At 71.4% G+C, this 26055-nt stretch carries 28 protein-coding genes; 22 read left to right on the forward strand and 6 right to left on the reverse strand.

Annotated elements, in window-relative coordinates:
* Positions 1–28: 28 nt before the first annotated feature.
* A complete protein-coding gene (locus tag ACFV2X_RS27420; RefSeq protein ID WP_385621200.1) occupies positions 29–982 on the reverse strand; it encodes a zinc-binding dehydrogenase in 954 nt (317 codons plus the stop codon).
* Complete coding sequence (locus ACFV2X_RS27425; RefSeq protein WP_385621203.1) at positions 873–1379, reverse strand: DUF397 domain-containing protein; 507 nt, start codon at positions 1377–1379, stop codon at positions 873–875. Before ACFV2X_RS27425 ends, ACFV2X_RS27420 begins: the two co-directional genes overlap by 110 nt.
* 620 nt (positions 1380–1999) lie before the next feature.
* On the opposite strand from ACFV2X_RS27425, the gene ACFV2X_RS27430 reads away from it, so the two are divergent.
* Positions 2000–2905: an alpha/beta fold hydrolase gene (locus tag ACFV2X_RS27430; protein ID WP_385621205.1), complete on the forward strand. Its 906-nt coding sequence runs from the start codon at positions 2000–2002 to the stop codon at positions 2903–2905.
* A gap of 15 nt (positions 2906–2920) precedes the next feature.
* Here the strand turns inward: ACFV2X_RS27430 and ACFV2X_RS27435 are convergent, their stop codons facing one another.
* The 4 genes from ACFV2X_RS27435 to ACFV2X_RS27450 form a co-directional block, all read right to left on the reverse strand.
* Positions 2921–3370 (reverse strand): hypothetical protein, encoded by a 450-nt coding sequence (locus tag ACFV2X_RS27435; RefSeq protein ID WP_385621209.1) that lies wholly within the window; start codon positions 3368–3370, stop codon positions 2921–2923.
* On the reverse strand, positions 3367–3870 hold the full coding sequence (locus ACFV2X_RS27440; RefSeq protein WP_385621211.1) for an RNA polymerase sigma factor: 504 nt from the start codon (positions 3868–3870) through the stop codon (positions 3367–3369). Before ACFV2X_RS27440 ends, ACFV2X_RS27435 begins: the two co-directional genes overlap by 4 nt.
* Before the next feature lie 107 nt (positions 3871–3977).
* Positions 3978–5498: a family 43 glycosylhydrolase gene (locus ACFV2X_RS27445; protein ID WP_385621214.1), complete on the reverse strand. Its 1521-nt coding sequence runs from the start codon at positions 5496–5498 to the stop codon at positions 3978–3980.
* A 151-nt stretch (positions 5499–5649) separates the two neighbouring features.
* On the reverse strand, positions 5650–7221 hold the full coding sequence (locus ACFV2X_RS27450; RefSeq protein ID WP_385621216.1) for an MFS transporter: 1572 nt from the start codon (positions 7219–7221) through the stop codon (positions 5650–5652).
* Positions 7222–7551: 330 nt separating this feature from the next.
* Between ACFV2X_RS27450 and ACFV2X_RS27455 the strand changes: the two genes are divergently transcribed.
* The 21 genes from ACFV2X_RS27455 to ACFV2X_RS27555 all read left to right on the forward strand — a co-directional run.
* Entirely contained in the window at positions 7552–8334 is a 783-nt protein-coding gene (locus tag ACFV2X_RS27455; RefSeq protein ID WP_385621219.1) for a LuxR C-terminal-related transcriptional regulator, read from the forward strand.
* A gap of 426 nt (positions 8335–8760) precedes the next feature.
* A complete protein-coding gene (locus ACFV2X_RS27460) occupies positions 8761–9012 on the forward strand; it encodes an acyl carrier protein (RefSeq protein ID WP_385621222.1) in 252 nt (83 codons plus the stop codon).
* Positions 9013–9047: 35 nt separating this feature from the next.
* On the forward strand, positions 9048–10283 hold the full coding sequence (locus tag ACFV2X_RS27465; protein ID WP_385621225.1) for a beta-ketoacyl-[acyl-carrier-protein] synthase family protein: 1236 nt from the start codon (positions 9048–9050) through the stop codon (positions 10281–10283).
* Complete coding sequence (locus tag ACFV2X_RS27470; RefSeq protein ID WP_385621227.1) at positions 10280–11476, forward strand: beta-ketoacyl synthase N-terminal-like domain-containing protein; 1197 nt, start codon at positions 10280–10282, stop codon at positions 11474–11476. The genes ACFV2X_RS27465 and ACFV2X_RS27470 overlap by 4 nt, the downstream gene beginning before the upstream one ends.
* Positions 11473–12555 (forward strand): beta-ketoacyl synthase N-terminal-like domain-containing protein, encoded by a 1083-nt coding sequence (locus ACFV2X_RS27475; protein WP_385621229.1) that lies wholly within the window; start codon positions 11473–11475, stop codon positions 12553–12555. Before ACFV2X_RS27470 ends, ACFV2X_RS27475 begins: the two co-directional genes overlap by 4 nt.
* Entirely contained in the window at positions 12552–14465 is a 1914-nt protein-coding gene (locus ACFV2X_RS27480; RefSeq protein ID WP_385621231.1) for an alpha/beta fold hydrolase, read from the forward strand. Before ACFV2X_RS27475 ends, ACFV2X_RS27480 begins: the two co-directional genes overlap by 4 nt.
* On the forward strand, positions 14465–15736 hold the full coding sequence (locus tag ACFV2X_RS27485; protein WP_385621232.1) for a beta-ketoacyl-[acyl-carrier-protein] synthase family protein: 1272 nt from the start codon (positions 14465–14467) through the stop codon (positions 15734–15736). The genes ACFV2X_RS27480 and ACFV2X_RS27485 overlap by 1 nt, the downstream gene beginning before the upstream one ends.
* On the forward strand, positions 15733–16728 hold the full coding sequence (locus tag ACFV2X_RS27490; RefSeq protein ID WP_385621235.1) for a beta-ketoacyl synthase N-terminal-like domain-containing protein: 996 nt from the start codon (positions 15733–15735) through the stop codon (positions 16726–16728). Before ACFV2X_RS27485 ends, ACFV2X_RS27490 begins: the two co-directional genes overlap by 4 nt.
* Before the next feature lie 7 nt (positions 16729–16735).
* Positions 16736–17527: an SDR family oxidoreductase gene (locus ACFV2X_RS27495; protein ID WP_385621238.1), complete on the forward strand. Its 792-nt coding sequence runs from the start codon at positions 16736–16738 to the stop codon at positions 17525–17527.
* Positions 17528–17559: 32 nt separating this feature from the next.
* Positions 17560–18525, forward strand: coding sequence for an alpha/beta hydrolase (locus ACFV2X_RS27500; protein WP_385621241.1), 966 nt, complete (start codon positions 17560–17562; stop codon positions 18523–18525).
* The gene (locus tag ACFV2X_RS27505; protein ID WP_385621243.1) at positions 18522–18872 is read left to right on the forward strand and encodes a hypothetical protein; all 351 of its coding nucleotides are present in this window, start codon (positions 18522–18524) and stop codon (positions 18870–18872) included. The genes ACFV2X_RS27500 and ACFV2X_RS27505 overlap by 4 nt, the downstream gene beginning before the upstream one ends.
* The gene (locus ACFV2X_RS27510) at positions 18872–19279 is read left to right on the forward strand and encodes a hypothetical protein (RefSeq protein WP_385621246.1); all 408 of its coding nucleotides are present in this window, start codon (positions 18872–18874) and stop codon (positions 19277–19279) included. Before ACFV2X_RS27505 ends, ACFV2X_RS27510 begins: the two co-directional genes overlap by 1 nt.
* Positions 19280–19281: 2 nt before the next feature.
* Positions 19282–19680, forward strand: a complete 399-nt coding sequence (locus ACFV2X_RS27515; RefSeq protein ID WP_385621248.1) for a hypothetical protein — start codon at positions 19282–19284, stop codon at positions 19678–19680.
* Positions 19681–19769: 89 nt separating this feature from the next.
* Positions 19770–20903 (forward strand): beta-ketoacyl synthase N-terminal-like domain-containing protein, encoded by a 1134-nt coding sequence (locus ACFV2X_RS27520; protein WP_385621250.1) that lies wholly within the window; start codon positions 19770–19772, stop codon positions 20901–20903.
* 33 nt (positions 20904–20936) lie between these two features.
* The gene (locus ACFV2X_RS27525; protein ID WP_385621252.1) at positions 20937–21923 is read left to right on the forward strand and encodes an ACP S-malonyltransferase; all 987 of its coding nucleotides are present in this window, start codon (positions 20937–20939) and stop codon (positions 21921–21923) included.
* 98 nt (positions 21924–22021) lie between these two features.
* Positions 22022–22276: an acyl carrier protein gene (locus tag ACFV2X_RS27530; protein ID WP_385621255.1), complete on the forward strand. Its 255-nt coding sequence runs from the start codon at positions 22022–22024 to the stop codon at positions 22274–22276.
* A gap of 1 nt (position 22277) precedes the next feature.
* Positions 22278–23273 (forward strand): 3-hydroxyacyl-ACP dehydratase FabZ family protein, encoded by a 996-nt coding sequence (locus ACFV2X_RS27535; protein ID WP_385621257.1) that lies wholly within the window; start codon positions 22278–22280, stop codon positions 23271–23273.
* Between the two features lie 4 nt (positions 23274–23277).
* A complete protein-coding gene (fabG, locus tag ACFV2X_RS27540; RefSeq protein ID WP_385621260.1) occupies positions 23278–24057 on the forward strand; it encodes a 3-oxoacyl-[acyl-carrier-protein] reductase in 780 nt (259 codons plus the stop codon).
* 39 nt (positions 24058–24096) lie between these two features.
* A complete protein-coding gene (locus tag ACFV2X_RS27545; RefSeq protein WP_385621263.1) occupies positions 24097–24843 on the forward strand; it encodes a 2-hydroxychromene-2-carboxylate isomerase in 747 nt (248 codons plus the stop codon).
* Between the two features lie 131 nt (positions 24844–24974).
* A complete protein-coding gene (locus ACFV2X_RS27550; RefSeq protein WP_385621266.1) occupies positions 24975–25904 on the forward strand; it encodes an alpha/beta hydrolase in 930 nt (309 codons plus the stop codon).
* A gap of 50 nt (positions 25905–25954) precedes the next feature.
* A partial coding sequence (locus tag ACFV2X_RS27555) for a biotin carboxylase N-terminal domain-containing protein (protein WP_344316556.1) occupies positions 25955–26055 on the forward strand: 101 nt, incomplete at its 3' end.

The following is a 26055-nucleotide window of genomic DNA, read 5'->3' on the forward strand; positions in this document are numbered from 1 at the left end:
GTAGTGGTGGGAATGCCGCCCGCAGGGGCTACGGCGTCACGACGACCCGGTAGACCGGCGTCTCCGCGGCCTGCTTGAGCGCCTTCTCGACCTCGTCCAGCGCATACCGCGCGGTGACCAGCGTCTCCAGCCGCCCCGTCAGCGCGCCCCCGCGCAGCAGCTCCGCCGCCGCCCGCCAGTCCTCCGGGTCATGGCTGAAGGAGCCGGTGACCGTCAGCTGGCGGCGGTGCACCTCATAGCCGGGCAGCTCGGCCGGGGGGCCGTCGGGGGAGCCGCCGAAGAGCACGATGCGGCCGCCGTCGGCGACCGAGGCCAGCGCCACGGCGATGGCCTCCTTGGACGCGATGGTCACGAACACCACATCGGCGCGGGGCAGTTGGCCCAGATCGCCGGGGGTGACCGCGGCGTCCGCGCCGGCCGCGGCGATGGCGGCCAGCCGCTGCTCGTCCCGCTCCACCACGGACACGCTGCGCGCCTGCAGCGCCTTGGTCACGGCGAGGTGCAGATGGCCCATGTACCCGGCGCCGACCACGGTGACCCGGTCGCCCGCCCGGAAGCCACCGCGGCGCAGCGAGTGGACCACGCAGGCGAGCGGTTCGCCCATGGCCGCGACGGCCGGGTCGGTCTCGCCCACGGACCACACCCGCGAGGCGTCCACCTTGATGTAGTCGGCGAGCCCCGCGCCCATGGTGATCGCGCCGTCCTCGCGTTTGTGCCCCTGGAGGGCGACGCAGATGGCGGACTGCCCCGCCCGGCAGCTGCGGCAGGCGCCGCAGCGGGGCAGCCCGTCGATGGTGACGAGGTCGCCGACGGCCGGCATATCGTCCAGCCCGGCGGCCTTGGCGCCCACCTTCTCGACCCACCCGGCTATCTCATGGCCGGCGGCGGCGGGGTAGACGGTCATGCGTCCCGCGTACAGGTTGGCCTCCATGGTGCACACCCCGCACGCGGCGATGCGTACCAGCACCTCCGAGTCGCCCACGTCCGGTACAGGTATCTCGCTGATTTCCACCTGTCCTGGCGCGGTGATGACAGCTGTACGCATGGGAACTGCCTTCCGAATTACGGTCGTTGTGCCCGGAGGCTATGCCTGGGTTACGGACCGAGGCAAGGAAAAGATCACAAGCCGCGTGCGTCGGAAGGGAGTTGTCGGGCGGATCAAGTGGCGGGGAACTCCCCGCACCGTATGGCGGAGACGAACGCCCCCAGCAATCCGCAGGGAAGACGAGTGCCGGACCGTTCGGGACCTTGCTGTCCCGAACGGGAACGACGCCGACCGGCGCGAAGCTCCGGGAGAATTCGACGCACTGCCCTCGCGCGAGCGCGACGAACGGGTCGGCGAACGCTGGACGGCATGGTCCTATCGCCGCGTCGGGCATCGTCTCGCGCCTTCGGCGCACAGCAGCCGGCAGCGGGAAGGGGCGGGGGCGCCGGGGGGGGCTTCGTCGCCGTCCAGCCCAAGGGGTCCGGTTCGGGCCTTCCACCCGCCTGCTCTTAAAAAAATACTTGCTCTACATCAAGTACTGCGTCAAGTGTTTTTCTGAGAGCAGGTGGGGGAGGGGCGATCCCGTCCCCCGGTGCCCGCCCATCCGTCGCGCTCCCGCGCCCCGGTCCAGTGCACCGCTGGACTGACCGGCTTGGCCACCGCGCGGCAGCAGCTGCGGCGGAGCGCAGCGGAGCCTCTTTGAGCTCAGCCACTCGCCGGGTCGAGGAACCAGGACAACGGACCAGCCGCCCCCCTTCCCCCTTCTCGCCGGCGCTTTGGACCCGGAGGGTCCGAGACGAAACCCGCACCCGCCCGAACCGAATGCCGCGAGACGGCGCACAGGCGCAGGCGCAGCGCAGCGCACCCACACCGTGTATCTCCGGACGGTGCCGCGCCCCCCAAACTGCTGCGTCCGCCCAAGCGGAGTCGCGGGGAACGTTTTGGCCCGGTCCCGCCTCCTGGCATGCCGAAGCGGGCCCTCCGGAGACCCGCCGAAGGCGAGAGGTGTTTCCCATGACATCGAGCACAACCTCGGTCACGGCGGCCGTCGGCAGACCGTTCCCGAACGCCGAAGGGGCGAAGCACAGCCGGCTGGAGGTGCGCGGCGTCCGGTTGCATGTCGCCGAGTACGGGACCGGCGCGCCGGTCCTGCTGCTGCACGGCTTCCCGCAGCACTGGTTCGGCTGGCACCGGGTCGCCGTCCTGTCGGCCGCCGGACAACGGCTGATCTGCCCGGATCTGCGGGGCTTCGGCTGGTCGGAGCAGACCCGGAGCGGCTACGACTTCGACAGCTTGGCCGATGACATGCTCGCGCTGCTGGACGCACTTGGGCTTGATCGAGTGGGTCTGGTCGGGCACGACTGGGGTGCCCAGGTCGGCTTCCGGCTGTGCTTGCGGGCACCGGAGCGGTTCACTGGTTATCTGGCGCTCAACATGGCGCACCCGTGGGCCCGGCAGCGGGCCGTCCTGCCGAACGTGTGGCGGCAGTGGTACACCGCCTTCATCGAGTACCCGGTGATCGGCCGGGCCGTACTGCGCCGCTGGCCGGCGTTCGCCCGCTTCCTGCTGCGTCACCAGGTCGCCGACCGTTCGGTCTGGCAAGCCGATGAGCTCGCGGAGTTCAGCGCTGCGGCCCAGGCCAGCGCGCATGCCGGGCAGGCCATGTTCTGGCAGTACGTGGTCCGGGAGATCCCGGCGCTGCTGCGCGGCACGTGGCGCGGGCAGCGGCTGACCGTCCCGACCGTGCTGCTGGGTGGTGAGCGGGACAACGTGATACGGCCGTCCATGCTGGCCGGAGGCGAGAGCCATGCGGACGACCTCACCGTACGGATCGTGCCGGGCGTCGGCCACTTTCTGCCGCGGGAGAGTCCCCACGTGGTCGCTGAGGCGATGAGGGAGCTGTTCGCGACGGGTTCGTGACGGGTCGTTGAACGGCTATGGGCGCAAGGCCGCCCGCAGTGCGACCTTCCGGATGAAGGCCCGGCTGCGGCGGGACCCGAGAGCGTACGCCCACTGAACCGGCCGCAGGGCGGCGGGACGCGCCGCGCCGAGCATGGCGAAGCGTGTGCCGTCGCCCTCCGGTACGGCGGCCATGCCCCCCACCACGAGTCGCGACTGCATCAGGCACCAGCCGGGAGCAAGCCGCACGTCGAAGGCGCTGCGGCAGCCCAGCGGGCCCACCGCCAGGGCGCGCTTGCGATCGGCGTCGCCGGGCGGGACGCGGAACTCGCGCAACGCAGGCACGAGGTGTGGCAGCTCGCCCGCCAGATCCGAGGCGACCGCCCACACCTTGTCGTACGGCAGGTCCAGGCGCTCCTCCGCGTACAGCGTGGTGTGCAGGCCCGCGGCCATCAGCCGCAGCCGGGTCACGGCATCAACGCTCATTGCTGCCACGCCTTCCGGAATGCCGAACGGGCACGGTGGAGCCGTGACTTGACCGTGCCCGGCGCGATATCAAGGATCTTGGCCGCACTTCGTTCATCAAGCTCCTCGAGCTCGCGCAGGACGAGCACGGCGCGATGATGCACGGGCATCCGCGCGAGCACGTCCCGTACCTGTGCCGACAGCTCGCCGTCACCGACGCCGACGAGGCCGTGCAGGCGGGCGACTTCGTCGGGATCGACGGCCCGCTCGACGGCGGTGCGCCGCGCCACCCGCACCGCCTCGCGCACGGTGACGGTGCGTACCCATCCGTAGAACGCCTGTGGATCGCGCAGTCCCCGCATCCCGACGAAGACCGCGGTCAGCGCCTCCTGAACGGCGTCCTCGCAATGCGACAGGGCGATCGGCCGGCACAGCCGGGTCACATACGGCGTCACCACGGTCAGTACCTCGTCCATCGCCAGCACATCGCCTGCCTGCGCCGCCCGCACCAGCGCGGCCACGGCATCCCACGGCGGCTGAGGTTCTCCTGCTGAGCCGTCCATCCCCGCGGACACTACTGCCTCGAGGCTGGGCGCATGACGCGGGGTGGCGGCAAGGGCGGCCCCGCTCAGGCGGTCGTGGGGGCGAGCCGCCACTGCTGGCAGTTGTTGTTCAGCCAGGTCCACTGGCGTACGTCGGCGCCGTCTCCCGTGCCGCAGTCGGCCACGTCGGCGACCTTGCCGCTGTTGGCGTTGGTGATCCGGACGTAGTCACCGCCGGTGTAGACGAGCCGGAACTTCTGACAGTTGTTGTTCATCCAGGACCATTGGCGGATATCGGCGCCGTCGGCGGTGGAGCAGTCGGCGGTGTCCATGACCTTGCCGGTGGCCACGTTGAGCAGGCGGCTGGTGTCATCGCCCATGTCCTCGATACGCCATTTCTGGTTGGCGCCGCCGGTGCATGTCCACTGGAAGATGTTGGCGCCGTCGGCGGTGTTACCGCCCGATACGTCGAGGCATTTGCCGCTGTTGCGGTTGACCAGCGTGTAGGCGGTGGGGGTGGTGGCCGTTTCGCCGGACGGGCCGGGGAGCGAGGTGCCGAGGGCTACGGGGGTGCCGAAGTTCGGTGTGCCGTCGGCGTTCCAGGTGAACTTCTGCGCCCGGGTCGTACGGCCGTTGCCGCAGCCGCCGTTGGCCGAGTTGTTGCCGTGGTAGACGATCCAGTTCTCGGCGCCGTCGGGAGAGGTGAAGAACCCGTTGTGGCCTGGGCCGTAGACACCGGCGGCGTCGTTGCGCTGGAAGACCGGCGTCTGCTTCTTGGTCCAGGCGGCGGGGTTCAGCGGATCGCTGCCGGTGAGCTCCAGTTGGCCGAGCTTGTAGTCGGGGGTCTGGCAGGAGCTGGCGGAGAAGGTCAGGAAGGTGCGGCCGTTGCGGTACAGCGGCTCGGGGCCTTCGTTGACCGGGTTGCCGGAGGTCTCCCAGCTCAGGGTGGGGCTGGAGATGATGGTGAAGGTGGAGCTGGAGAGCGTGTACGGATTGCTCAGCGGCGCGATGACCAGGCTCTGCGCGCTGCCGTTGATGAAGCCACTGCCCACCAGGTACAGCTTGCCGCCGTGGCGGAGCACGCTGGCGTCGATGAGCCAGCCGTCGGGGCCGAGGTTGGCTCCGGCGAGCTTGTTCTTGTAGGTGTACGGGCCCATCGGGTCGGAGCCCGCGCTCTCCAGGACATGGGTGCGCTGGGAGTCGCAGCAGGCGGTGCCGCGGTTGCCGGCCGAGTAGTACAGGTACCACTTGCCGTCGAAGAAGTGGAGCTCGGGCGCCCAGAAGTTGGAGTTGCGGCCCGAGGTGGCATCGGACCACACCTGGACGCTCGGCGCGGTGGAAAGACCGGCCAGCGTGGGCGACTTGCGCATGGTGAGTTCACCGGTGAAGGAGGTCGTCACCAGGTAGTAGTTGCCGTTGTAGTACTCCAGCCAGGGGTCGGCGCCCTTCTGCGCCTTGACCGGGTTGGTGTACGGCCTGCCGTCGGCCGCGGCGGCGGGCTGCGCGGACTGGACGGTGGCGGTGACGAATGAGGCGAGCAGGGTCAGTACTGCCGTCCCGAGGGTCAGCCAGTGGCGTGCGCGTGCGCGGGCATGGGTGCGGAGCACGACAAGTCCCTTCCGGCGGCAACGCGTTCGATATTACGAACGTTGTACGTCACTTCGGCCAGAAGGTAGAGGGGGGTTGGGAGTGCGTCAATGGATCTGACGTATCAGATGCCCTCTCGCATGTCCTCAGCCGTTTTCGGCGGGCGTGCCCTCAGCCGTTTTCGGCGGCGCGTTTGGGAAAGGGGGTCCGGCGGAACGTCCACCAGATGATCGCGGCGCCGAAGGCGGCCACGGCGGCGCCGACGACGGACGCGACATGCATGGCGTGGACGAAGCCCTGGTCCGCGAAGTCGGACAGCCGGGGCAGGGACAGCCGCTGGGCGAGCAGCCGGGTGGCCTCCGGCGACTCCCCGGCGGCGTCGGCCTGCTCAGCGGACAGGCCGTCCAGCTTCGGGGTGATCTCGTTCCGGTACACCCCGGCCAGGACGGAGCCGAGGACCGCGACCCCCAGGACACCGCCGATCTGCCGCATCGAGTTGTTGACGGCCGAGCCCGCACCGGTCCGGTCGGCGGGCAGGACGGACATGATGGCCTCGGTGGTGGGGGCGACCGCGGCGCCCATGCCCAGGCCCTGGAGGACCAGGAAGACCCAGAACAGGCCCAGGCCGCTGTTCTCGTCGAGGAAGACATAGCCGAAGAAGCCCACTGTGGCGATCAGCATGGCGCAGGTCACCACGGCCCGGACGCCGTACAGCCGGACCAGCCGGGCCGACAGCGGGGCGCCCAGCAGTACGCCGAGGGCCACCGGGGCGATGGACAGGCCGCACTCCAGCGGCGTCTGGCCGTGGACGCCCTGGAGATAGAAGCTGGTGTAGTACATCGAGCCGTTCACCCCGAAGAAGGTGAGCATCACCGCGACGCTCGCGCCGGTGAACCGCACGTTGCGGAACAGCCGGACGTCGAATCCGGGACTCGACACGCGTAGTTCGATCAGAACGAAGACGGCGACCAGGACCGTGCCGCCGGCCAGCGAGCCGAGGACGGCCGGGCCGGTCCAGTCGTTGCGGTGGCCGCCCTCGATGACGCCCCAGACGACGGCGAACAGCCCGGCGGTGGAGAACAGCACGCCGAGCGGGTCGAATTTCTTGCGGACCTTGGCGACCGCGCCGGGCAGATAGGCGAACGAGCCCACCGCGCACAGCACCACGATCGGCACATTGACCAGGAAGATCGCGCCCCACCAGAAGTGGTCCAGGATCGCGCCGCTGATCATCGGCCCGGTGGCGATGGCGATACCGCTGGAGCCCGACCAGATGGCGATGGCCATGGCGCGGTGGCGCTCGTCGAAGACCTGGGCGATCAGCGCGAGTGTCGCGGGCATGATCAGGGCGCTGCCCAGGCCCATCGCCCCGCGGGCGACGATGAGTTCATCGGCCGAGCCGGAGTAGGCGGCCCAGACGGAGGCGGCGCCGAAGACGAGCATGCCGATGAGCAGCAGCCGGCGGTGGCCGTACCGGTCGGCGAGCACCCCGCCGGTGAACAGCAGCACCGCGAAGACCAGCGTGTACGAACTGATGCTCCACTGGAGCTGGTTCGGGCTGGCACCGAGACCTTCGTCCGGGTCGGCCAGGGTCTTCAGCGCGACGTTGAGCACGGTGTTGTCCAGCCATACCGCCAGTTGGGACAGGACAAGCACCGACAGAGCGAGCCATTGGCGGCCGGTCGGCGACCGAGGCGGGTCGGCCGGCGCGGCGGCGGTGGTCGCGGTGTTCTGTGCAGCCATGTGTGCGGCGCCTTTCGGGACCCGGGGATGGGTGGGTCCGCCGTCGTACGGCAAGGGACTCGTGCTGGCTTGAAGCGAAGTTATCAATGGGGACCGGGAGCCGCAGCCTCTTGGGCACAAGGACAAGGCTTATCTCGGCCTGAGTGAAGCCTGAGAACCGGTATATTCCCGCCGATGATAGGGCTCGTATACCCCGCCGGGTATGCCTTGCGATCGGGTGCGCACCCTCGTTACTGTGCCGAAAAAGGAACCGGGGGGTGTCCTTTGAGCCAATTTCGAATTCAACAAGACGACGGTACGCCCATTGCTGGAATTGAGGGGGAAGTGGGCGTGAGGGGGGCGATTCGGGCGGAGCCGGAAACGGGGGCCGACCACCTCGAACAGACCCTCGGGCAGGCGCTGCACCTGCTCGAGTCCGCCGTGCGCCACCATCGGCGCGCCACTCTCGCCTGTGTGACGGCCGACCTGCCCGTGGAGGGCGAGGCCGTGGCCGGATGGGTGGCCCGGCTGGTGCTGCGGGCCGAAGAGGACGTGATCTGGTCGCTGCCGGAGGTCGCCTCCGACGAGCACGCCAAGCTGACCGCCCAGACGTTCGCGCAGCTTCTGGACAAGGGCGTCCGGGTCAGGCTGCTGTGCCCGCAGGCGGTCATCCGGGGCGCGCGCTGGCAGCGGACCGTGGGCGAGCTGGGGCCCCGCGTGGAGGTACGGGTGTCCAGCGCCGTACGCCAGGAGCTGGTCGTGGTGGACGGCGCCGCGGTCATCGCCCCCGACGCGGCGCCGGGGGAGCCGGGCGGGTCCCGGGCCTCGATGATCCAGAACTCGACCGTGGCCGACATGCTGTACGGGCTGCTGTGCGGCATGTGGGACGCGGCGCAGCGCCCGACCCGGCCGCTGTCCTTCGAGGGCGGGGCGCGGGGCAGGGTGCTGCGCGAGGTCCTGACCCTGATGGCCGAGGGCTACAAGGACGACGCGGCGGCCCGCAAGCTCGGGCTTTCGGTGCGTACGTACCGGCGCTATGTGGCCGACATCATGCGGGACCTGAGGGTCGAGTCGCGTTTCCAGGCCGGAGTGCGGGCGGTGCGCGCGGGGCTCATGGAGCCGTACCCCGACTGAGCCGCGCAACAGTCCGCCCCCGCGGGGCGATATGGCTGGATCTCATGGGTTCCAGGGCCTTTAGTAGTCCCCCTAGAGATGCGCCGCGGCGGCGCGCGCCGCGGCCGTCCGGCGTGGCCTGAAGCTGCCTCGAACTGCCAGAAGCTGCCTGACGGCGCCTCGGGCGGGCCACCCGCGCGGCTTTGCGGGCGATACGGTCCTGTCCGTACCCCTTTTGCTGGCAACTTGCTGCAGCTTTACTGCGTACAACACCTGTGAACGGCCTATGGGCGGCAGGTTTATGACAGCCGAGGTTACCAATCGGTCACCTCAGGCGAGGGGTATGACAGCTAGTGGACTCCGGGGTTGTCGCGATCTGGAACCGGCGCTTAGCGTCATGGGCACGTTCCTCGCTTTGCCCATGCCCAAAAATGGAGGTGCGCGGTAATGGCCGCCATCGTCGAAGAGCGCCAGGAAACAATCAAGGAAATCGTCACGGATATCCTTGAGATAGATCCGGACGAGGTCACCGAGACCAGCCTCTTCAAGGAAGAACACGACGCGGATTCGCTGCGGGCCATAGAGATTCTGGCGGCCCTGGAAAAGCAGTTCAACGTCGTCATCCCGCAGGCGCAGCTCAGTCGCATGATCAACCTCGAGGGTGTCTACGAGGTCGTCTCCGAAGCGGCCGGCTGGTAACGGACCGTGGCGGACTCAATCGAAGGCAGGGCGATATGCAGGGTGAGCCGGCCCGCAGGGTCGTGATAACGGGTCTTGGAACGGTGTCCGGCATCGGTGTCGGCACCGCCGAGTTCCTTGCCGGACTGCGGTCCGGGAAGAGCGCCGCGAAGCCGATCACCGCTTTCGACACCGAGGGGTTCGACCACGCCACGGCGTGCGAGATCACCGACTTCGACCCCGGCGAGTGGATCCGGCACCTCGATGTCCGGACCCTCGGCCGGGCCAGCCAGTTCTCCGTATCGGCCGCCCGAATGGCGGTGGCCGACGCCGGACTGACCGAGCACGATCTGCGGGACGTCCCGACACTGATCTCCGTCGGCACCACCGACGGGGAGTCCAGGGACCTGGATCACCTGGTCGAGGTGGAGGTCGACCAGGGGCCCGAGCAGATGGACGCCGTCGTCGCCCGCCGGGTGCCCGCCGGGCGGCTCTCCGCCGCGATAGCGCAGGAGTTCGGCCTCACCCGGGTGGAAGCCGTCACCCTCCCCACCGCCTGCGCGGCGGGGAACTACGCGATCGGCTACGGCTTCGACGCCATACGTGGCGGAGACGTGGACTTCGCGCTGTGCGGCGGCGCCGATGCCCTCTGCCGCAAGACGTTCACCGGCTTCTACCGGCTGGGCACCATCGCCCCCGAGCGCTGTCAGCCATTCGACAAGGACCGCAAGGGAATCCTCACCGGCGAGGGCGCGGGCATATTGCTGCTGGAGAGCCTGGAATCGGCGCTCGCCCGCGGCGCCCGTATCTACGCGGAAGTCCTCGGATACGGCCTCAACTGCGATGCGCACCACCCCGTCGCGCCCCACCAGGACAGCGTGGCCCGCTGCATGCGGATCGCTCTGGAGAATGCCGAAGTCAAGCCGGAGGAAGTCGACTTCATCTCCGCGCACGGCACCGGAACCAAGGCCAACGATGTCACCGAGGCGCGCGCCATCCGCCAGGTCTTCGGGGAGGACGACCCGCCCCGCACCGTATCCGTCAAGTCGATGATCGGCCACACCATGGGGGCCGCCAGCGCGCTGGCCGCCATCGCCTGCTCCCTCGCCCTCACCGAGGGCTTCATCCCGCCGACCATCAACCACGCGGAGACCGACCCCGAGTGCGCGCTCGACGTCGTGCCCAACCGGGCCATCGACGCCGATGTGAAGATCGTGCAGAACAACGGCCTGGCCTTCGGCGGCAACAACGCCGTCGTGATCTTCGGCAAGCGCGACACGGACTGGTCATGAGCCAGCTGGTGACCGGCGCGGGCGCCGTGGCGAGCGTGGGCGAAGGCGTCGACGAGGTCTTCGCGGCGCTGTGCGCGGGCACCAGCGGACGATGTGAACTGCGCGGCTTCGACCCGGACAGATACCGGGCGCGCCACGCGTACGAGATCGACGACCGCCCCGCCACGGGCGGCGACATACCCGGCCGCGCCACCGCGTGGCTGCTGCGCGCCGTCGCCGAGGCCGCCCCCCAGGCCGGCCTCGGCGACGATCTGAGCCGGGTGCCGGTCCTGGTCGGCACCGGCCTGCGGGAGCTGCGCTCCGCCGAACTGGCGTGGCGCGACGGCACCCCCTTCGACCCCGACCGGCTGCACTTCGGCCCCGCGCTGCGCGCCCGCTTCGGCGCGGAGCGCAGCTACACCTTCTCGGGCGCCTGCTCGGCCTCCCTGTACGCGCTCGCCCTGGCCGCCGATCTGCTGGCCACCGGCGCCGAGGACACCGTGGTCGTGGCCGGGGTCGACACCCTCACCGAGTCCATGTTCGGCCTCCTGGACCGGGTCCACGCCGAGCCGCCCGAGCGCGTCCAGCCCTTCGACCGGGCGCGCCGTGGGGTGCTGATGGGCGACGGCGCGGCGGCGGTGGTGCTGCGGCGGGACGAGCCACAGGGGGAGCAGACGGGGGAGGAAGCGGCCGCCGGTGTGCTTTTGGGGCGGTTGCGCGCCGTCAGCATGAACTGTGACGCGCGTCATGTCACCGCCCCCGACCCCAAGGGGATCGCCGAGGCGGTGCACGAGGCGCAGTGGCGGGCAGGCGTCAAACCGTGCGACATCGACCTGGTCCTGCTGCACGGCACCGGCACCCTGCTCAACGACGAGGCGGAGGCGACGGCCATCACCGAGGTCTTCGGCCACGACGTGGGGTCGCCCCTGATGACCGCCATCAAGTCCATGACCGGCCACACCTCCGGCAGCTCCGGGCTGTTGAGCCTGATCGTCGCGCTCAAGTCGCTGTCCACGGGCCAGGTGCCGCCGACCCTCGGCCTGACCGACCCGGTCGCGGAGGCGGCGGACTTCCGCTTCGTACGGGAGCGGATCGAGGGCGCCGAGCTGAACGTCGCACAGATCGACGCTTTCGGGTTCGGCGGCGTCAACGCGGTGGCCATCGTGGAGCGGGTGGGGGCGGGCGCGGGTGCGGGTGGGAGGGCTGGGTCATGACACTCAAGGCCCCTCAGGTTTCCGAGGAAATCGTTGTCACCGGCGTCGGGCTGGCCCTGCCCGGCGCCGACACCCCCCGGGAACTGCTGCGCGCCATCGATGAGTGTGGTGTGGACCGGCCGTACGAACCGTTCGACACGGGCGCCCGTATCGGCCGCCGCGGCCACCGTTACAAGGACCGCGCGACCCAACTGGCCCTGTGCGCCGCGCAAGGCGCGCTGCGGGACGCCGCCCTGATCCCCGGCGACAGCGAGGAACTGACCGTGCCGGGCGGGACGGTGGGCGTCGTCGCCAGCTCCAACCTGGGCAACCTGGACACGGCGTGCCTCACGGCCGCCGCCATCGCCGAGGACTCGGTGGCCGGCCTCAGCCCCATGGGCCTGCCGAACGCCTCCAGCAACGTGGTCGCCTCCTGGGCGGCCATCCGCTTCGGCCTGCGCGGCCCCAACCTGATGCTGTGCAACGGCGCCACCTCCGGCCTGGACGCCGTCCACTGGGCCGTCACGATGGTGGCCGCCGGGCGGGTCCGCCGCGCCCTGGTGATCGGCGTCGAGACGCACAACGCGGTGGTGGAGGGGCTGTTGTGCGGTTCGCCCGGCGGCTCCACCTCCGCCGAAGACCTGCTGCTCGACGGGGCGGGCGCCCTCGTCGTCGAGGGCGCCGCCTGGGCCCGCGACCGGGGCGTCGAGCCCGCGGCCGTCCTGGGCCGCTACGCACGCCGGACCGAACTCGGTGCGTGCATAAAGACGTTGCTGCCTGGGGGCGCCGCGCCCGGGGTCTGGTTCACCCCCGAGGGCTACGGCACGCCCCGCGACGCAAGCGCCGCTGCCGCCCCCGTCCCCGACGGCGTCCCGCGACACGACCTCACCACCGCCTTCGGCCGCGCCTCCGGCGCGCTGGGCGTGCTGCAGTGCGCCGCCGCGGTCGGCTGGCTGGGCACGGCCGAGGGCCGGGCCGACGCCGGGGACGCGCTGATCACCAGCGGCGATGACACCACGGACGCCGTGGCCGCACTGCTGCTCAGCCCTCCCGGTCGGCTCGCCGCCGTCCCCCGCCGGCCGGGCGGAGCCGCCGCGTGAACACCGCATACGCCCCAGGGAGATTCGTCGAGGTCCGCCTGGTCCGCCCGGCCGCCCCTGACGCCGCTGCCCCGGCGCGCATGTTGCTGTTGCACGGGCTGGCCGGTGGCGCCGCCGTATGGGACGGCTTCAGCGGACTCGTCGACCCGGCCTGGGAGGTGTGGGCGGCCGATCTCCCCTGGAGCGGCTTCTCGCGGCCCGGCTGGCCGGACCGCCCGGTCACCCACTGGGTGGCGGAGGCCGTGGCCCGGGTGCCCGGCGGGCCCGATGTGATCGCCGGCCACTCCTTCGGAGCCGCCGCGCTGCTCTCCTGGCTGGCCGAGACGTCCGCCGAGGACCACGCGTCCGCCGAGCACCACGCGTCCGCCGAGGACCACGCTCCCGCCGAGGTCTCCGGGGTCATTCTCGTCTCTCCCTTCTACCGGGCGCGCAAGCACGACTTCGACTGGGCCACGCTGTCGTTCTACGTCAACAACTTCGACCAGATCCTCGAAGACGGCCTGCGGGTCAGCGCCGGTGACCGGCTGTCCCCCGACGTACGGCGCCACATGGCGCTGAAGGTCCGCGAACACGTCGGCCCGTACGGCTGGATGCGCTTCTTCGAGACGTATCTGGCGACCCCTCGGCTGCCGGTCGAGCGCCTGCGGACCCCGTTCCTCATCGTCAGCGGGGAACGGGACAAGGCCGCTCCGGCCGCCGAGGCCATGGGGCTGGCAAAGGCGCTGCCCGACGCCGATGTGCGCGTGCTCACCGACGTCGGCCATTTCCCGATGGTCGAGCGCGCCGACGAGTTTTCGGAGGCGGTCAACCGCTTCCTCCGCACTATTGCCGCCCGGCACCCCCGGCCGGGCGAAGCCCTTTCTGTTCCCGATGGAGTACACCTGATGACAGCTGCGGTCGCGCCGACACTGACCAAGGCCCTGCTCGCCGATACCACCACCGTGCGGCTGCGCCCCCGCTACGAGGGCTCCAACATCTGCACCTGGATCGGCTTCAAGCACGTCAACTACCTCGTGGAAGAGGCCGTGCTGATCCACTTCGCGCACTGCGGGGTGCCGGCCCGGCTGCTGTACGAGGAGTACGGGCTCGGTCTGGACATCGTCGGCCTGGACAGCCGCATCCTGCACGCGTTCCACATGGACGACGAGGCGGAGGCGGAGGTGGTGCCGGACACCTCGGCCGACGACGGCACCCTCGGCTTCCGGGTGACCATCCGGGTCGACCGCGACGATTCGACGCTCAAGGCCGTCACCTCCAAGGTGCGTGTATCGCTGCGTACGGACACCTATCTGGACCCGCCCATCGAGGCGCCTGAGGAGCTCGCCCCCTTCACCGTCGGCCGGCTCGGCGGGCACGAGGGCGGGCCGGAGGCGGCCGGGGCCTGTGTGGCGGCGGACGCGGTGCCGGCGGCGGGCGGGGACGAGGCGGCGGTGCTGGCGGCCCTGACCGAGGGCCGTAACGCCTACGCCTGGAAGTGGAACATCACCTATCCCTACTGCCACTTCACCGAGCGCCTTCAGATGTCCGGCTATCTGCGGCTCATGGAGGAGGCCAAGGACCGCTTCGTCCTCGACCGCGGCATATCCATCAAGACCCTGCTGGACGACCGCAAATGGATCCCTGTCGTGCCGCACTCCGTCATCCGCGTCGTCGACGAGGCGCTGATGGAGGAGGACCTGTACACGGTCTACACCGTGGAGGAGATCTTCAAGGACTTCACCTACACCTCCCGCATGGACTGCTACGTCATCCGCGACGGCAGGCTCAAGCTCACCGCGACCGGCCGGATCGTGCACGGCTACGCGGTGATCGAGAACCGCCGCGACTGGCATCTGGTCCCCTTCGACCAGCGGGTGCTGAGCGCGCTCGGCGGAAAGCTCGCGGCGCCCGGAAAGCCCGGCGGCAGCTGATGTACGCCGACACCCCCGACGTACTGGTCACCGGCCTGGGCGCGCTGAGCTGTGTGGGCTCGGGCACAGGCGCCCTGTGGCGGGGCATGCACACCGCGCGCAGCGCGCCGACGCGGGTGCCCGATCCGCTCGCGCATATGGACCATCCGCATATGTATCTGGTGCCGGAGGCCGATCTGCCGGTCGGGCCGGAGGAGTTGGACGGGCTGCCACTGGGACGCGCTTCCCAGTTCGCCATCGAGGCGGCGCGCGAGGCGGTCGAGAGCGCGGGGCTGGCCGGGCTGGCCGGGGTGGATCCGCGCCGGGTGGCCGTCGCGATCAGCAGCGGCATGGGCGACTCCGATCTGCACGAGCGGCGGCGCGCCGGCGAGCCCGCCAAGCACGACCGCTGGGCGCCCGTCTTCCCGGTCGCCTCGGCGGTCGGCGCATGGCTCGGCGCGCAGGGTGCCAACACCAGCCTCAGCAACGCCTGCGCCGCCAGCGGCTACGCCCTGTCCGTCGCCGCCGATCTGATCCGCTCGGGCGAGGCGGACGTGGTCCTCGCCGGCGGCACCGAGGCGTACTCCCGCACCGCGCTGGCCTGCTTCAACCGGCTGGGCGCGATCGACCCCGAGCGGTGCCGCCCGTTCGCCGCCGACCGGCGCGGGACGATCTTCGGCGAGGGCGCCGCCGTGCTGGTCCTGGAGTCGGCGGCGCACGCACGCGCCCGGGGCGCGAAGACGGTCTACGCACGCCTGGCGGGCACCGGCTGGAGCTGCGACGCGTACCACGCGACCGCGCCCGAGCCCGGCGGCGCGCAGATCGAGCGCGCGATGCGCGAGGCCCTACGGGAGGCGGACCCGGCCCTCGATCCGGCTCCTGGGGCAGCGGCGTCCGGCCCGGCTCTCGGTACGGCTTCCGGGGCGGCGGGCCCTGGCCCGCTCGGGTTCGTCGTGCCGCACGGCACCGGTACCGAGCTCAACGACGTCGTGGAGGCCCGCGCGCTGTCCGCCGTGCTCGGCGAGGCCGCCCCGTTCACCCCGCTCTACAGCGTCAAGGCGCTGCTCGGCCACACCGGCGGCGCGGCGGGTGCCTTCGCCGCGCTGGCCGCCGTACTCGTACTGCACCACAAGACGCTCCCGCCGAACGTGCCCGTGGGCGCGCTCGACCCCGAGTGCGAGGTGCCGCTGCCCGCCGGGCCCACCCCCATGACCGCGCCCTACGGCCTGGTCAACGCCTACGCCTTTGGTGGCAACAACGTCTCGCTCGTGCTCCAGGAGGCGTCCTCATGACCGTTGAACTGATCGTGTCGGGCGTGGGGACGGTGCGCCCCGAGGGGTTCGACTTCAAGACCGCGCTCGGCCGCCGCGGCTACAAGTACCTGCCCACCGCCTCGCAGTACTTCCTCGCCGCCGCCAAACGGGCCCTGGCCGACATCGGGCAGGACGACCCCCTGGAGGCGGTGGACGCCGAGCGCCGCGCCGCCGCCGTCGGCACCAACAGCGCGGCCGCCTCGCTGCACGACGCGATGGACCGTACGGTCATGGAGACCGGCGCCGCCGAGCTGAGCCCGGTCCTCGCCCCGTACTTCTCCATCAACCTCTTCGGCAGCCGCCTGGCGATGGAGCATGAACTCAAGGGCTTCAACGTCACCTTCGTCAGCCCCCGGGTCGCCGGTCTCGAAGCCATCGAGACCGGTCAGCGCGCCCTCGCCGCCGGCCGGGCCGGCTGGCTGCTGGCCGGGGCCACCGAACAGGTGCTGGCCGAGGACGAGCCAGGGGCGGACACCTCCGAGGCCGGGGCGGTCGCCCTGGTGCTGGAGCCGGTGGCCGCCGTCGCGGCGCGCGGCGGGCGGGCGTACGGCCGGGTGGCGGTCCGCTCGTTCTTCCTGCCGCCCGCCTTGGCCGCCGGCGCGCACGGCGCGGAGCGCGCCCGGGCGCTGATCGACGGCGCGCTCGATCCACTGGGCCATGTCGCCGACGGCCCGCCGCCCGTCACGGCCGTACTCGACGACTCCCCGGTGGGCCAGGCATTCGCCGCGGCGCTGGGGGAGCGGGCGGAGCGCGTGCCCGCGGGCGCCGGCTGTCTGGAGCCGGTGGCGCGGGTCGCCGCCGCCCTGGCGGACGGGTCGGGCCCGGCACGACTGGTGCTCACCGCGGCGGCGGAGGGGAACGCCGCCGTGTGCCTCGTCACTCCCGGCGTCCCCGATACGGGAGTTGGCACAAAGGCCGAAGCACAAGCCGAAACGCAAGCCGAAGCACGAGCGGAAGATGGCGGAGGGTGAGCGGCTGATGATCACATCACTCAAGGGCTCCTGGTGCCTGATCCTGGGCGCGTCCAGCGGCATGGGCCTGGCCACCGCCCAGGAACTGGCGCGCGAGGGCGTCAACATCCTGGGCGTCCACTTCGACACCGCGGAGGGGCAGGACAAGGCCGCCGTCGCGCGGGAGGAGCTGTGTGCCCACGGCGTCCAGGCACACTTCTTCAACGCCAACGCGGCCTCCGCCAGAACCCGGGAGGAGCTGCTGCCGCAGTTCGCCGAGCTGACCGGCGAGTCCGGCGTCAGGATCCTGGTGCACTCCCTCGCCTTCGGCACCCTGCTGCCCTTCGTCGCCCCCGAGGGCGAACCGGGCGTGACCTCCCGCCAGATGAACATGACGCTCGACGTGATGGCCCACTCCCTCGTCTACTGGACACAGGACCTGTTCACCGCGGGCCTGCTGCGCGAGGGCGCCAAGGTGTACGCGATGACCAGCGCGGGCGGCGCCCGCGTCATGCCCAGCTACGGCGCCGTGTCCGCGGCCAAGTCCGCGCTGGAGTCGCATGTCCGCCAGCTCGCCATGGAGCTCGCCCCCTCCGGCATCGCCGTCAACGCGCTGCGGGCCGGGGTGACCGTGACCCCGTCCATGGAGCGCATCCCGGGCAGCGACCGGCTCGCCGAGTACGCGCGCGGGCTCAATCCGCACCACAGGCTGACCCGGCCCGAGGACGTCGCCGAAGCCATCTCCCTGCTCTCCCGCACCGACTCCTCCTGGATCACGGGCAATGTGATCGGGGTCGACGGCGGCGAAATCCTGACCTGACCTGATTCCACTCTGTACGCCGAGGACCGACGATGACCAGTGCAGACACCGGCGGCGCAGCGCCGCGGCGGCCGGGCGGCGCCCTGCGCGCCCCCGCGGCGCCGCTGCTGGGCATCGTCGGCGCGGCCAAGCACGCGTATCAGCTCTACCACCCCCCGCTGCCCGCCGGCCGCGCCCGCACCCCGGCCGACAAGGGGCTGCCCCTGCTCCACAAGACCGTGGTGGCCTCCTTCGACGGCGTCCCGCTGCGCGGCTGGGTGGTGCCGGGCGCCGGGCCGCACACCGTGATCGTGTGCCACGGCATGGGCCGCACCAAGTCCATGGCGCTCGGTCATATCGAACTGCTCCACCGGGCCGGCCACCACGTCATCGCGTACGACATGCGCAACCACGGGGACAGCGGCGCGGACCGGGCGCTGGGCCGCATGGCCGAGCGCTACACCAGCGATCTGCGGGACGTACTCCTCGCCACCGCCGCCGACCCCCGGCTGCGCGGCGGCGCCATCGCCCTCTACGGGTTCTCCTTCTCGACCTGGCCCGCGCTCCAGGTGGTGCGCCGCTCCCGGGTGCCGGTGGCCGCCGTGATCGCGGACAGCGGCCCGGCGTACGACGTCCCGGCCGGGCTGCGCCACTTCGCGGCGCTGCGCGGGCGGACCCTGCCGCCCTGGCTGCGCGGGCCGTTCACGCTCGCCGCCTACGAGCGCGCCTTCGAGTTCTTCGCGATGCGGATGCTGCGCCTGACCGACTGGCCGCCGGACCTGTCCGCGTACGACACCCGGCTGATGTTCATCGCGAGCGCCGACGACACCTTCGTCCGCCCCGACGCCGTCGCGCGGACCGCCCGCCACTACCCCGGCGCCGAGTACTGGACGGCGTCCGGGGCCCCGCATATGCGGGGGCTGCGGTTCGACGCGGCGGAGTACGAGAAGCGGGTCCTCGGCTTTCTGGCCGAGGCGTTCGACACGTCAGAGGGGGCCATGGGGGGTGGGCGACGATGACCGACCAACCGCTCGACCATCCGCTGGACCATCTGCTCGTCGAGAGTGGTGGGGCGGAGTCCGGGCCCGCCTGCGAGCGGTTCGTCGGCGACGCCGTACGGCTGCTCCAGGACGGCCACCGGGTGGTGCTGTTCCTCGTCGAGAACGGGGTGACCGCCGCCGTGCCCGGCGCCTCGCCCCGCGTCGCGACCTTTCTCCAGGATGGCGGCGAGCTGTGGGTGGACGCCTTCTCGGCCGCCCAGCGCGCCCTCCCCGCCGAGGACCTGCTGCCCGGATCCCGCCTCGCGGACATGGACGAGGTGGCGGACCGGCTGCTGGAGCCCCGCTTACGGGCGGTGTGGCACTGATGGCCTGGTCGCCGCCCCCCACCGACGTACTGCTGCAGCTCCTCGGCGCCCCGCACCAGACCGAACTCGTCAGCTCGGCCCTGCGGCTGACGACCGCGCTGCTCGGCAAGGGCGCCCGGGTCCAGGTGTGGGCCTGCGGCGACGCCACCCGGCTGACCTGGACGGGCCTCGGCGAGACCAAGCCGCGCAACTACGGCGACTGGGAGCGGGAGTACCCCTCCGCCACCCGGATCGTGCGCGAGCTGCTGACCGACCACCCGGACCGCCTCTACTGGTACGTCTGCGCCTTCTGCGCCGAGGAGCGGGGCATGGCCGACCAGATCCCGCAGGTGCGCAGGCGGCCCATGTTCAAGTACGCCGAGCACGTGGCCGTGGCCGGCAAATGCCTGTCCCTGGGGGTGCACTGACCATGCCCGAGACGACGGCGCGCTGGCTGGTGATGATCGAACGGGCCTATCGGGGCGCGGTCGAGCGGCAGTTCGCCGACGTACTGTCGCTGATCACCGAGTTGCACCGGCAGAGCGGCGGCACCGACCTCGCGCTGCGCGGACTCGCCGCCAGCTACGCCCTGACCACCGACTACGAACCGGCGGTACGCATCGGCGGCCGCACCCTCGACACCCTCCCCGACCCACGCGCCACGGTGCGGGACATCCTCGCCGCGGGGGTGGCCGTACTGGTCGAGGAGCCCGACCTCACCGCGCTCGGCCGCACCGCCGCCGACCGGCTGCTGCCCGGCGTACGGGTCGTCGAAGGAGGCGGACTGGCCGCCCGCTGGCCCTCGTACGAACAGGTGTGGTTCCTGTGACCGGGCCCGAGAGTCACGACCCGGGCCGTGTCAGCGCGCCGCCCACCCGCACACTGCCCCAGCCCTCTCCCGAAGGAGTGCACGGATCCATGGTCTTCGCCACCGCCACCAGCGGCCCGGTCATCTCCGCCTGGGCCGCCATATCTCCGCTCGGCCTGCACGGGGCGGACTTCGCCACCGGGCTGCGCTCCGGCCGCAGGGCCGGTAAGCCACTGGACCCCGAGGAGTGGTCGGTGCCCTTCCACGAGGCCTGCCTCGTGCCCGACTTCCACATCAAACAGATCCTGGGCCGCAAGGGCACCCGCTCCATGGACCGGGCCACCGGCCTGGCCGTGACCGCCATCGGCCAACTCCTCACCGACGAGAGGCCCGAACGCCTCTCCGGTGTGGGCGAGGACACCGGCGTGGCGCTGGGCACCAGCACCGGAAGCGCCCAGTCCATCATGGACTTCACCCGCGACTCCCTGGTCGGCGAGCGCCCCTTCTTCGTGGACCCGGCCCGGTTCCCCAACACGGTCATGAACTGCGCGGCCGGGCAGACCGCCATCTGGCACGGGTTCAAGGGCCCCAACACCACCATCGCGGGAGGCCGCGCCACCGGGCTGCTCACCCTCCAGTACGCGCTGCGGCTGCAGCGCGCCGGGCGGGCCACCACCGTGCTGTGCGGGGCCGTCGAGGAGTTCTCCTCCGCCCGCGCCTGGCTGGAGTGGCACTCCCGCGCCGACGGCGACACCGCGGCCGTGCTCGGCGAGGGCGCGGCGGTGTGGCTGCTGGAGCCGGACGCGTCCGCGCGCGAACACGGGCGTGTCGGCCTGGTCGAGGTGGTGGGCCTGGAGTTCGGCTTCGCCGGCGACCCCGAGGGCGGCGCCGGGCGGGCCCGTACGGTGCTCGCCGACGTGGTACGGCGGCTGCTGGACCGTACGGGCGTGGAGCCCGGCGGGATCTGGGCCGTCGCCGATTCGCAGGCGCCGGGCGCGGAGGGGGAGGCGGAGCGCGCCGCCCTCGCGGAGGTGCTGGACGGCCATGAGCCGCTGCGGATATCGGCCGTCGACTCCATCGGGGACACCTACGCCGCCTCGGCGGCCTTCCAGATCACCGCCGTGCTGGCGCTCGCCGAGCGGTCGGACACCGCCCCCGGCAGCCTGGCCCTGGTCACCTCGGTGGACCGGGACGGCGTGGTCGGCGCGGCCCTGCTCAGGACCCGGCCGCACGCGACCACGTAACACGCGCGGGACCACCGTGAGGAGCTGGTTGAGATGAGACACGACGACAGAGCGAACACAGAGAACAGAGCGAGCACAAGCGAGGATGTGCGCACCGCCCTTGTCTTCCCGGGCCAGGGCGCCCAGAAGCAGGGCATGGGCGAGGTGTGGCGGGAGGCCGAGTCCTGGCCGCTGGTCGCCGGGATCTCCGAGCACACCGGAGTGGACGTCGAGGACCTGCTGCTGAAGGCCGACGACGAGACACTGCGCCGCACCGACCTGGCCCAGATCGCCGTGTTCACCACCGAAGTGCTCGCCCACCGCGAGGCGGCGGCGGCCGGCGTGCTGGGCGAGGTGGTCGCGTGCGCGGGGCACAGCCTGGGCGAGTACACCGCGCTGTACGCGGCGGGGGCGCTGTCGCTCGCCGACGCCGCGCGCCTGGTGGCCGCCCGCGGCCGCGCCATGCGCGTCTGCGCCGAGCGGTCGCCGGGCACCATGGCCGCGGTGGTCCGCCTGGACGCGTCGACCGTGGAGGCGCTGGCCGCGCGGGCCCAGGAGGCGGGCGAGGAGCTGTGGGTCGCCAACGTCAACGCGCCCGGCGCCATCGTGGTCTCGGGCACCGCTGACGGCGTGGCGCGGCTCGGCGAGTCGGCCGTCGAGAGCGGCGGCAAGGTGATCCCGCTCAAGGTCGGTGGCGCCTTCCACAGCCCGCGCATGGCGGACGCGGCGGCCGAGCTGGAGGCGGCGCTGGCGGCCGTGGAGTTCGCCGCCGAGCACATGCCCGTCGTCGCCAACGTGGACGCCCACGCGTACACCGACGGCGGTCGGTGGCGGGACCTGGAGCTGCGTCAGCTCACCAGCCCGGTGCGCTGGGAGGAATGCGTCCGCACGCTCGCCGGCGAGCTCGGCTGCACCCGCTTCGTGGAGCTCGGCCCCGGCCGCCAGCTGACCGGGATGATCCGCCGGATCGCCAAGGAGGCGGCCACCGTCCCGATCGACTCGTCAGCCGCGCTCGCCAAGCTGACCGCCCCTTCCGACTGAGACGCCCGACTGAGACGCCCGACTGAGACGCCCGACTGAGACGCCCGACTGAGACGCCCGACTGAGCACCCCCGACTAGAACCGCGAGGAGAACACCCATGGCAGACACCGCCGCCGCCCTGGACCTGGAGGAGCTGCGCGCCTTCGTCGCCGACGTCCTCGACGTCGAGGAGGAGGAGGTCACCGACGACGCCGACTTCGTGGAGGAGCTGGGCGTCGACTCCCTCATGGCCCTGGAGGTCATGGTCGTCCTGGAGAAGAAGTACTCGGTGAAGCTCCAGGAGCAGGAGATGAAGGAGATCACCTGTCTGAGCAACGTCTATGACCTGCTGGCCTCGAAACTGGAGAAGTGAGGTGACGACGACAACCGCGTGCGGACCGGTCGACGGCACCATCGAGGTCGTCGACCCCGGGGCCCCGGGCGGCCGCCCGGCCCGGACCAGGGTCCTCATCGACGCGACCGAGCGGGTGTTCGCCGGACACTTCCCGGGCTTCCCCGTCTTCCCCGGCGTCTGCGTGGTCGAGTACGCCCACCGCGGCGCGCTCGCCACGCTCCCCGAGCCCGGCGAGCGCTGGACCCTGGCGGCCGTCGAATCGTCCCGGTTCACCAGCCCGGTCTTCCCCGGCGACCTGCTGAGCTGCGCTATCACCTGGTCGCGGGAGGCAGGGCCGCGGGCGGCCGGGGAGTGGCGCTGCCGGGTGGCCGTGTCCACCGGGCGGGGGCCCGTCGCGCTCGTACGGCTGCGCTACGCCCGCGACGGCGGCGGGCAGCGGGAAGCCGCCGTGCCCGAGGGCACCGCCGAAGCGGCGCCCGCGGTCCCGGAACACCGGACGGAACACCGGACGGAGCACCGTACGGTGATCACGACCAGCGAGATCAAGCGGGTGCTGCCGCACCGCTACCCCATGCTGCTGATCGACCGGGTCACCGAACTTGTACCCGGCGGCCGTGCGACCGGTATCAAGGCGGTGACCTGCAACGAGCCCTGGTACGAAGGCGTGCGGGACAAGGCCGCCGAGGAGGACTACCACTACCCGTGGACGGCCCTGATCGAGTCCTGGTGCCATGTCGCCGGGGTGCTGGTCGCCCACGACCAGCCGAACCCCGATGTGCTCAGCGGTCAGGTCATGCTGCTTGGCGGCATCACCGACGCCACACCGCTGCGCCCGGCCGTCCCCGGTGACCTCGTCGAGCACCGCGTACGGCTGTCCCGCCAGGTCGGCGAGACCTTCATGTTCGAGGGCGAGAGCCGGATCGGGGACGAGACCGCCCTGACGGTCGGCCGACTGGTGATGACCATGCGCCCCGCCGCGGCCCTGACGGACGCGGCTCCCACGGGAGGTGAGTGACCGGATGCCGAATACGGACGAGACGAAGCCCACGACGACCACGTCACCCACGACGCCCCGCGTCGCGCTGGTCTCCGGCGGTTCGCGCGGCATCGGCCGCGCCACGGTGCTGCGGCTGGCCCGGGACGGTTTCGACGTCGCGTTCTGCTACCAGTCCAGCCCGGACGCCGCCCGCAGCCTGGAGAAGGAGGCCGAGGAGCTGGGCGGCGGGCGGGTGATCGGCAAACAGGCGGACGTCTCGGACGCCGACTCGGTGCGCGAACTGGTCGCCTTCGCGGAGGAGCGGTTGGGCGCCATCGACGTCGCGGTGACCTCGGCGGGCATCACCCAGGACAATCCGCTGCTGCTGATGAAGGACGAGGAGTGGCGGCAGGTGCTGGGCGTGAACCTGGACGGCACGTACCACGTGTGCCGCTCGGTGGTCTTCGAGATGATGAAGCGCAAATCCGGCTGCATCGTCAACATCTCCTCGGTCGCCGGGGTGTACGGAAACGCCACCCAGAGCAATTACGCGGCGTCCAAGGCGGGGATCATCGGATTCACCAAGTCGCTTGCCAAAGAGGTCGGCCGCTACGGCATCCGGGCCAATGTGGTGGCGCCGGGCTTCATCGATACGGATATGACCTCCTCGCTGTCAGAAAGTACGCAGAAGGAGGCGCGTAAGAAGATCCCGCTCGGCCGCTTCGGCCGCCCGGAAGAGGTCGCTGACATGGTCGCGTATCTCATCGGGGCGGAGTATGTGACCGGCGCGGTCTTCGAGGTCGACGGCGGCATCGTCATCTGAGGCACGGAACAGAAACGGAACAGAGAGGGGGGACCGGCGATGGCCGGCAGGCGCGGCAAGGTGCCACGCTTCTATTTCAACTTTCGCAGTCCGTACAGCTGGCTCGCCTACCGCGATCTGATGGACCGCTATCCGGATGTCGCACAGGCGGTCGAATGGCATCCGTGGTGGGAGCCGGACGCGGACGGCGAACGCCTGATGAAAGAGCACGGCGAGACGTTCCCGTACACCCCGATGACGCGGGAGAAGCACCTCTACGTCCTTCAGGACGTACGGCGGCTCGCCGGCGCCCGCGGACTCGACATCAGCTGGCCGCTGGACGAGGACCCGGTGTGGGAGGTGCCGCACCTCGCGTACTTCCCGGCGCTGGAGGCCGGGCACGGCCCCAGGTACATCGAGCGCGTGTACCGGGCCCGCTGGCAGGAGGGGCGCGACATCTGCGATCCGGCGACGGTCGCGGACATCGCCGAGGAACTGGGGCTGCCGGCCGAGCGGCTGGCGGGGGCGGCCGAGGACCGGGAGCTGCGCGAGGGGCCGGGCCTCGCGGCGCTGCTCGCCCTGGGCCGGGACGGGGCGTTCGGCGTCCCGTTCTTCCTCCACGGCTACGACAAGTTCTGGGGGGTGGACCGGCTGCCCGCCTTCGTCGAGTCCGTACGCGCCCGCGCCCGCCCCGGTGCTGAGCCACGGCCCGAGCCCGTGGAGCCTGCCGAGGCCGTAGGGCCTGGTGGGCCGGACCCCGCCGCCTCCCGCTCGGGCGACCAGGGCCATGCCGGGGGCTGCGGCTGACCGCACACACGACCCGCGCACATGACCGGACGAACGACCCGCACCGCTCACCCCGCTCATCCACCCGAGACGACCGAGACGAGACCCCTCTGACTCCCGACGGACCCCCCATCCCCGCACGGAGGACGCAGATGCCCGAGCCACGGCAGAAGTCGGTACGGTATCCCGCGCTGAAGTCCCGCGTCCTGTCGGCCGCGGCGCTGCCGCTGGCCCCGCTGTACGGGGCCTCGCTGGCGTACCGGGCCTTCCATCCGCGCCGGGCACAGGACGACGGGCATCCGCGGGACTACGGCCTGCCCGCCACGGAGCTGAAGATCCCCTTCGCCGCCCGGAAGTACGTCCACGCCTGGCTGTGCCCCGGATCCGAGCAGAAGGTGGTGGTCCTCGGGCACAGCATGGGGATGAGCAAGACGCGCAGCCTCGGCCACGCCAAGTTCCTGCACGACGCGGGCTATACGGTCTGTCTGTTCGACCACCGCAACCACGGGGCCAGCAGCGTGGACCGGGCGCTGCTGGGCCTCGGCGACCGGTTCGCCAGCGACGTCACCGCCGTCGTCTCCCATCTGCGTGGCAACCAGGGCTACGGCCAGGCCCGGCTGGCCGTCTTCGGCTTCTCCTTCTCCTGCTTCTCGTCCATGTGGGCGCTGACGCACGAGGGGTTCGCCGTGGACGCGCTGGTGTGCGACAGCGGCCCCGGTCATGACGTACCGCCGCTGCTGCGCAAGTACCTGGAGGCCGGGATGTTGCCGGTGCCGGCGCTGTTGAGCGGGGAGCCGTCGCTGTCGGTGGTGAAGGGGGTGCTGTGCTCGCTGGCGCCCGCCCTGGTCCGGGCGCAGTGGCCGCCGCCCGCGACGGGGAAGTTCGCCGAGATACCGCTGCTGTTCATGTCGGGGGAGCGGGACGCCATCGTGCCGCCTTCCTCAGTGGACGCGCTCGCCGAGCGTTATGCCCAGGCCGAGACGCATGTCCTGCCGAACGCCGAGCATCTGCTCGGTTTGGAGACCGATCCCGAGGCATACGCGAATGTCGTACTGGATTTCCTCAAGCGGGCCCTGGGGTAGCCACTGACCGTCCTGGACGGACGGTTCTTCTGACAGAGGGAAGAGAGAGCATGCAAAAGGTGCTCATCGCCAATCGTGGCGAAATCGCGGTCCGCGTTGCCCGTGCCTGTCGGGATGCCGGGATCGCGAGTGTTGCGGTCTACGCCGATCC

The organism is Streptomyces sp. NPDC059679 (assembly GCF_042734105.1).
GTDB lineage: Bacteria > Actinomycetota > Actinomycetes > Streptomycetales > Streptomycetaceae > Streptomyces.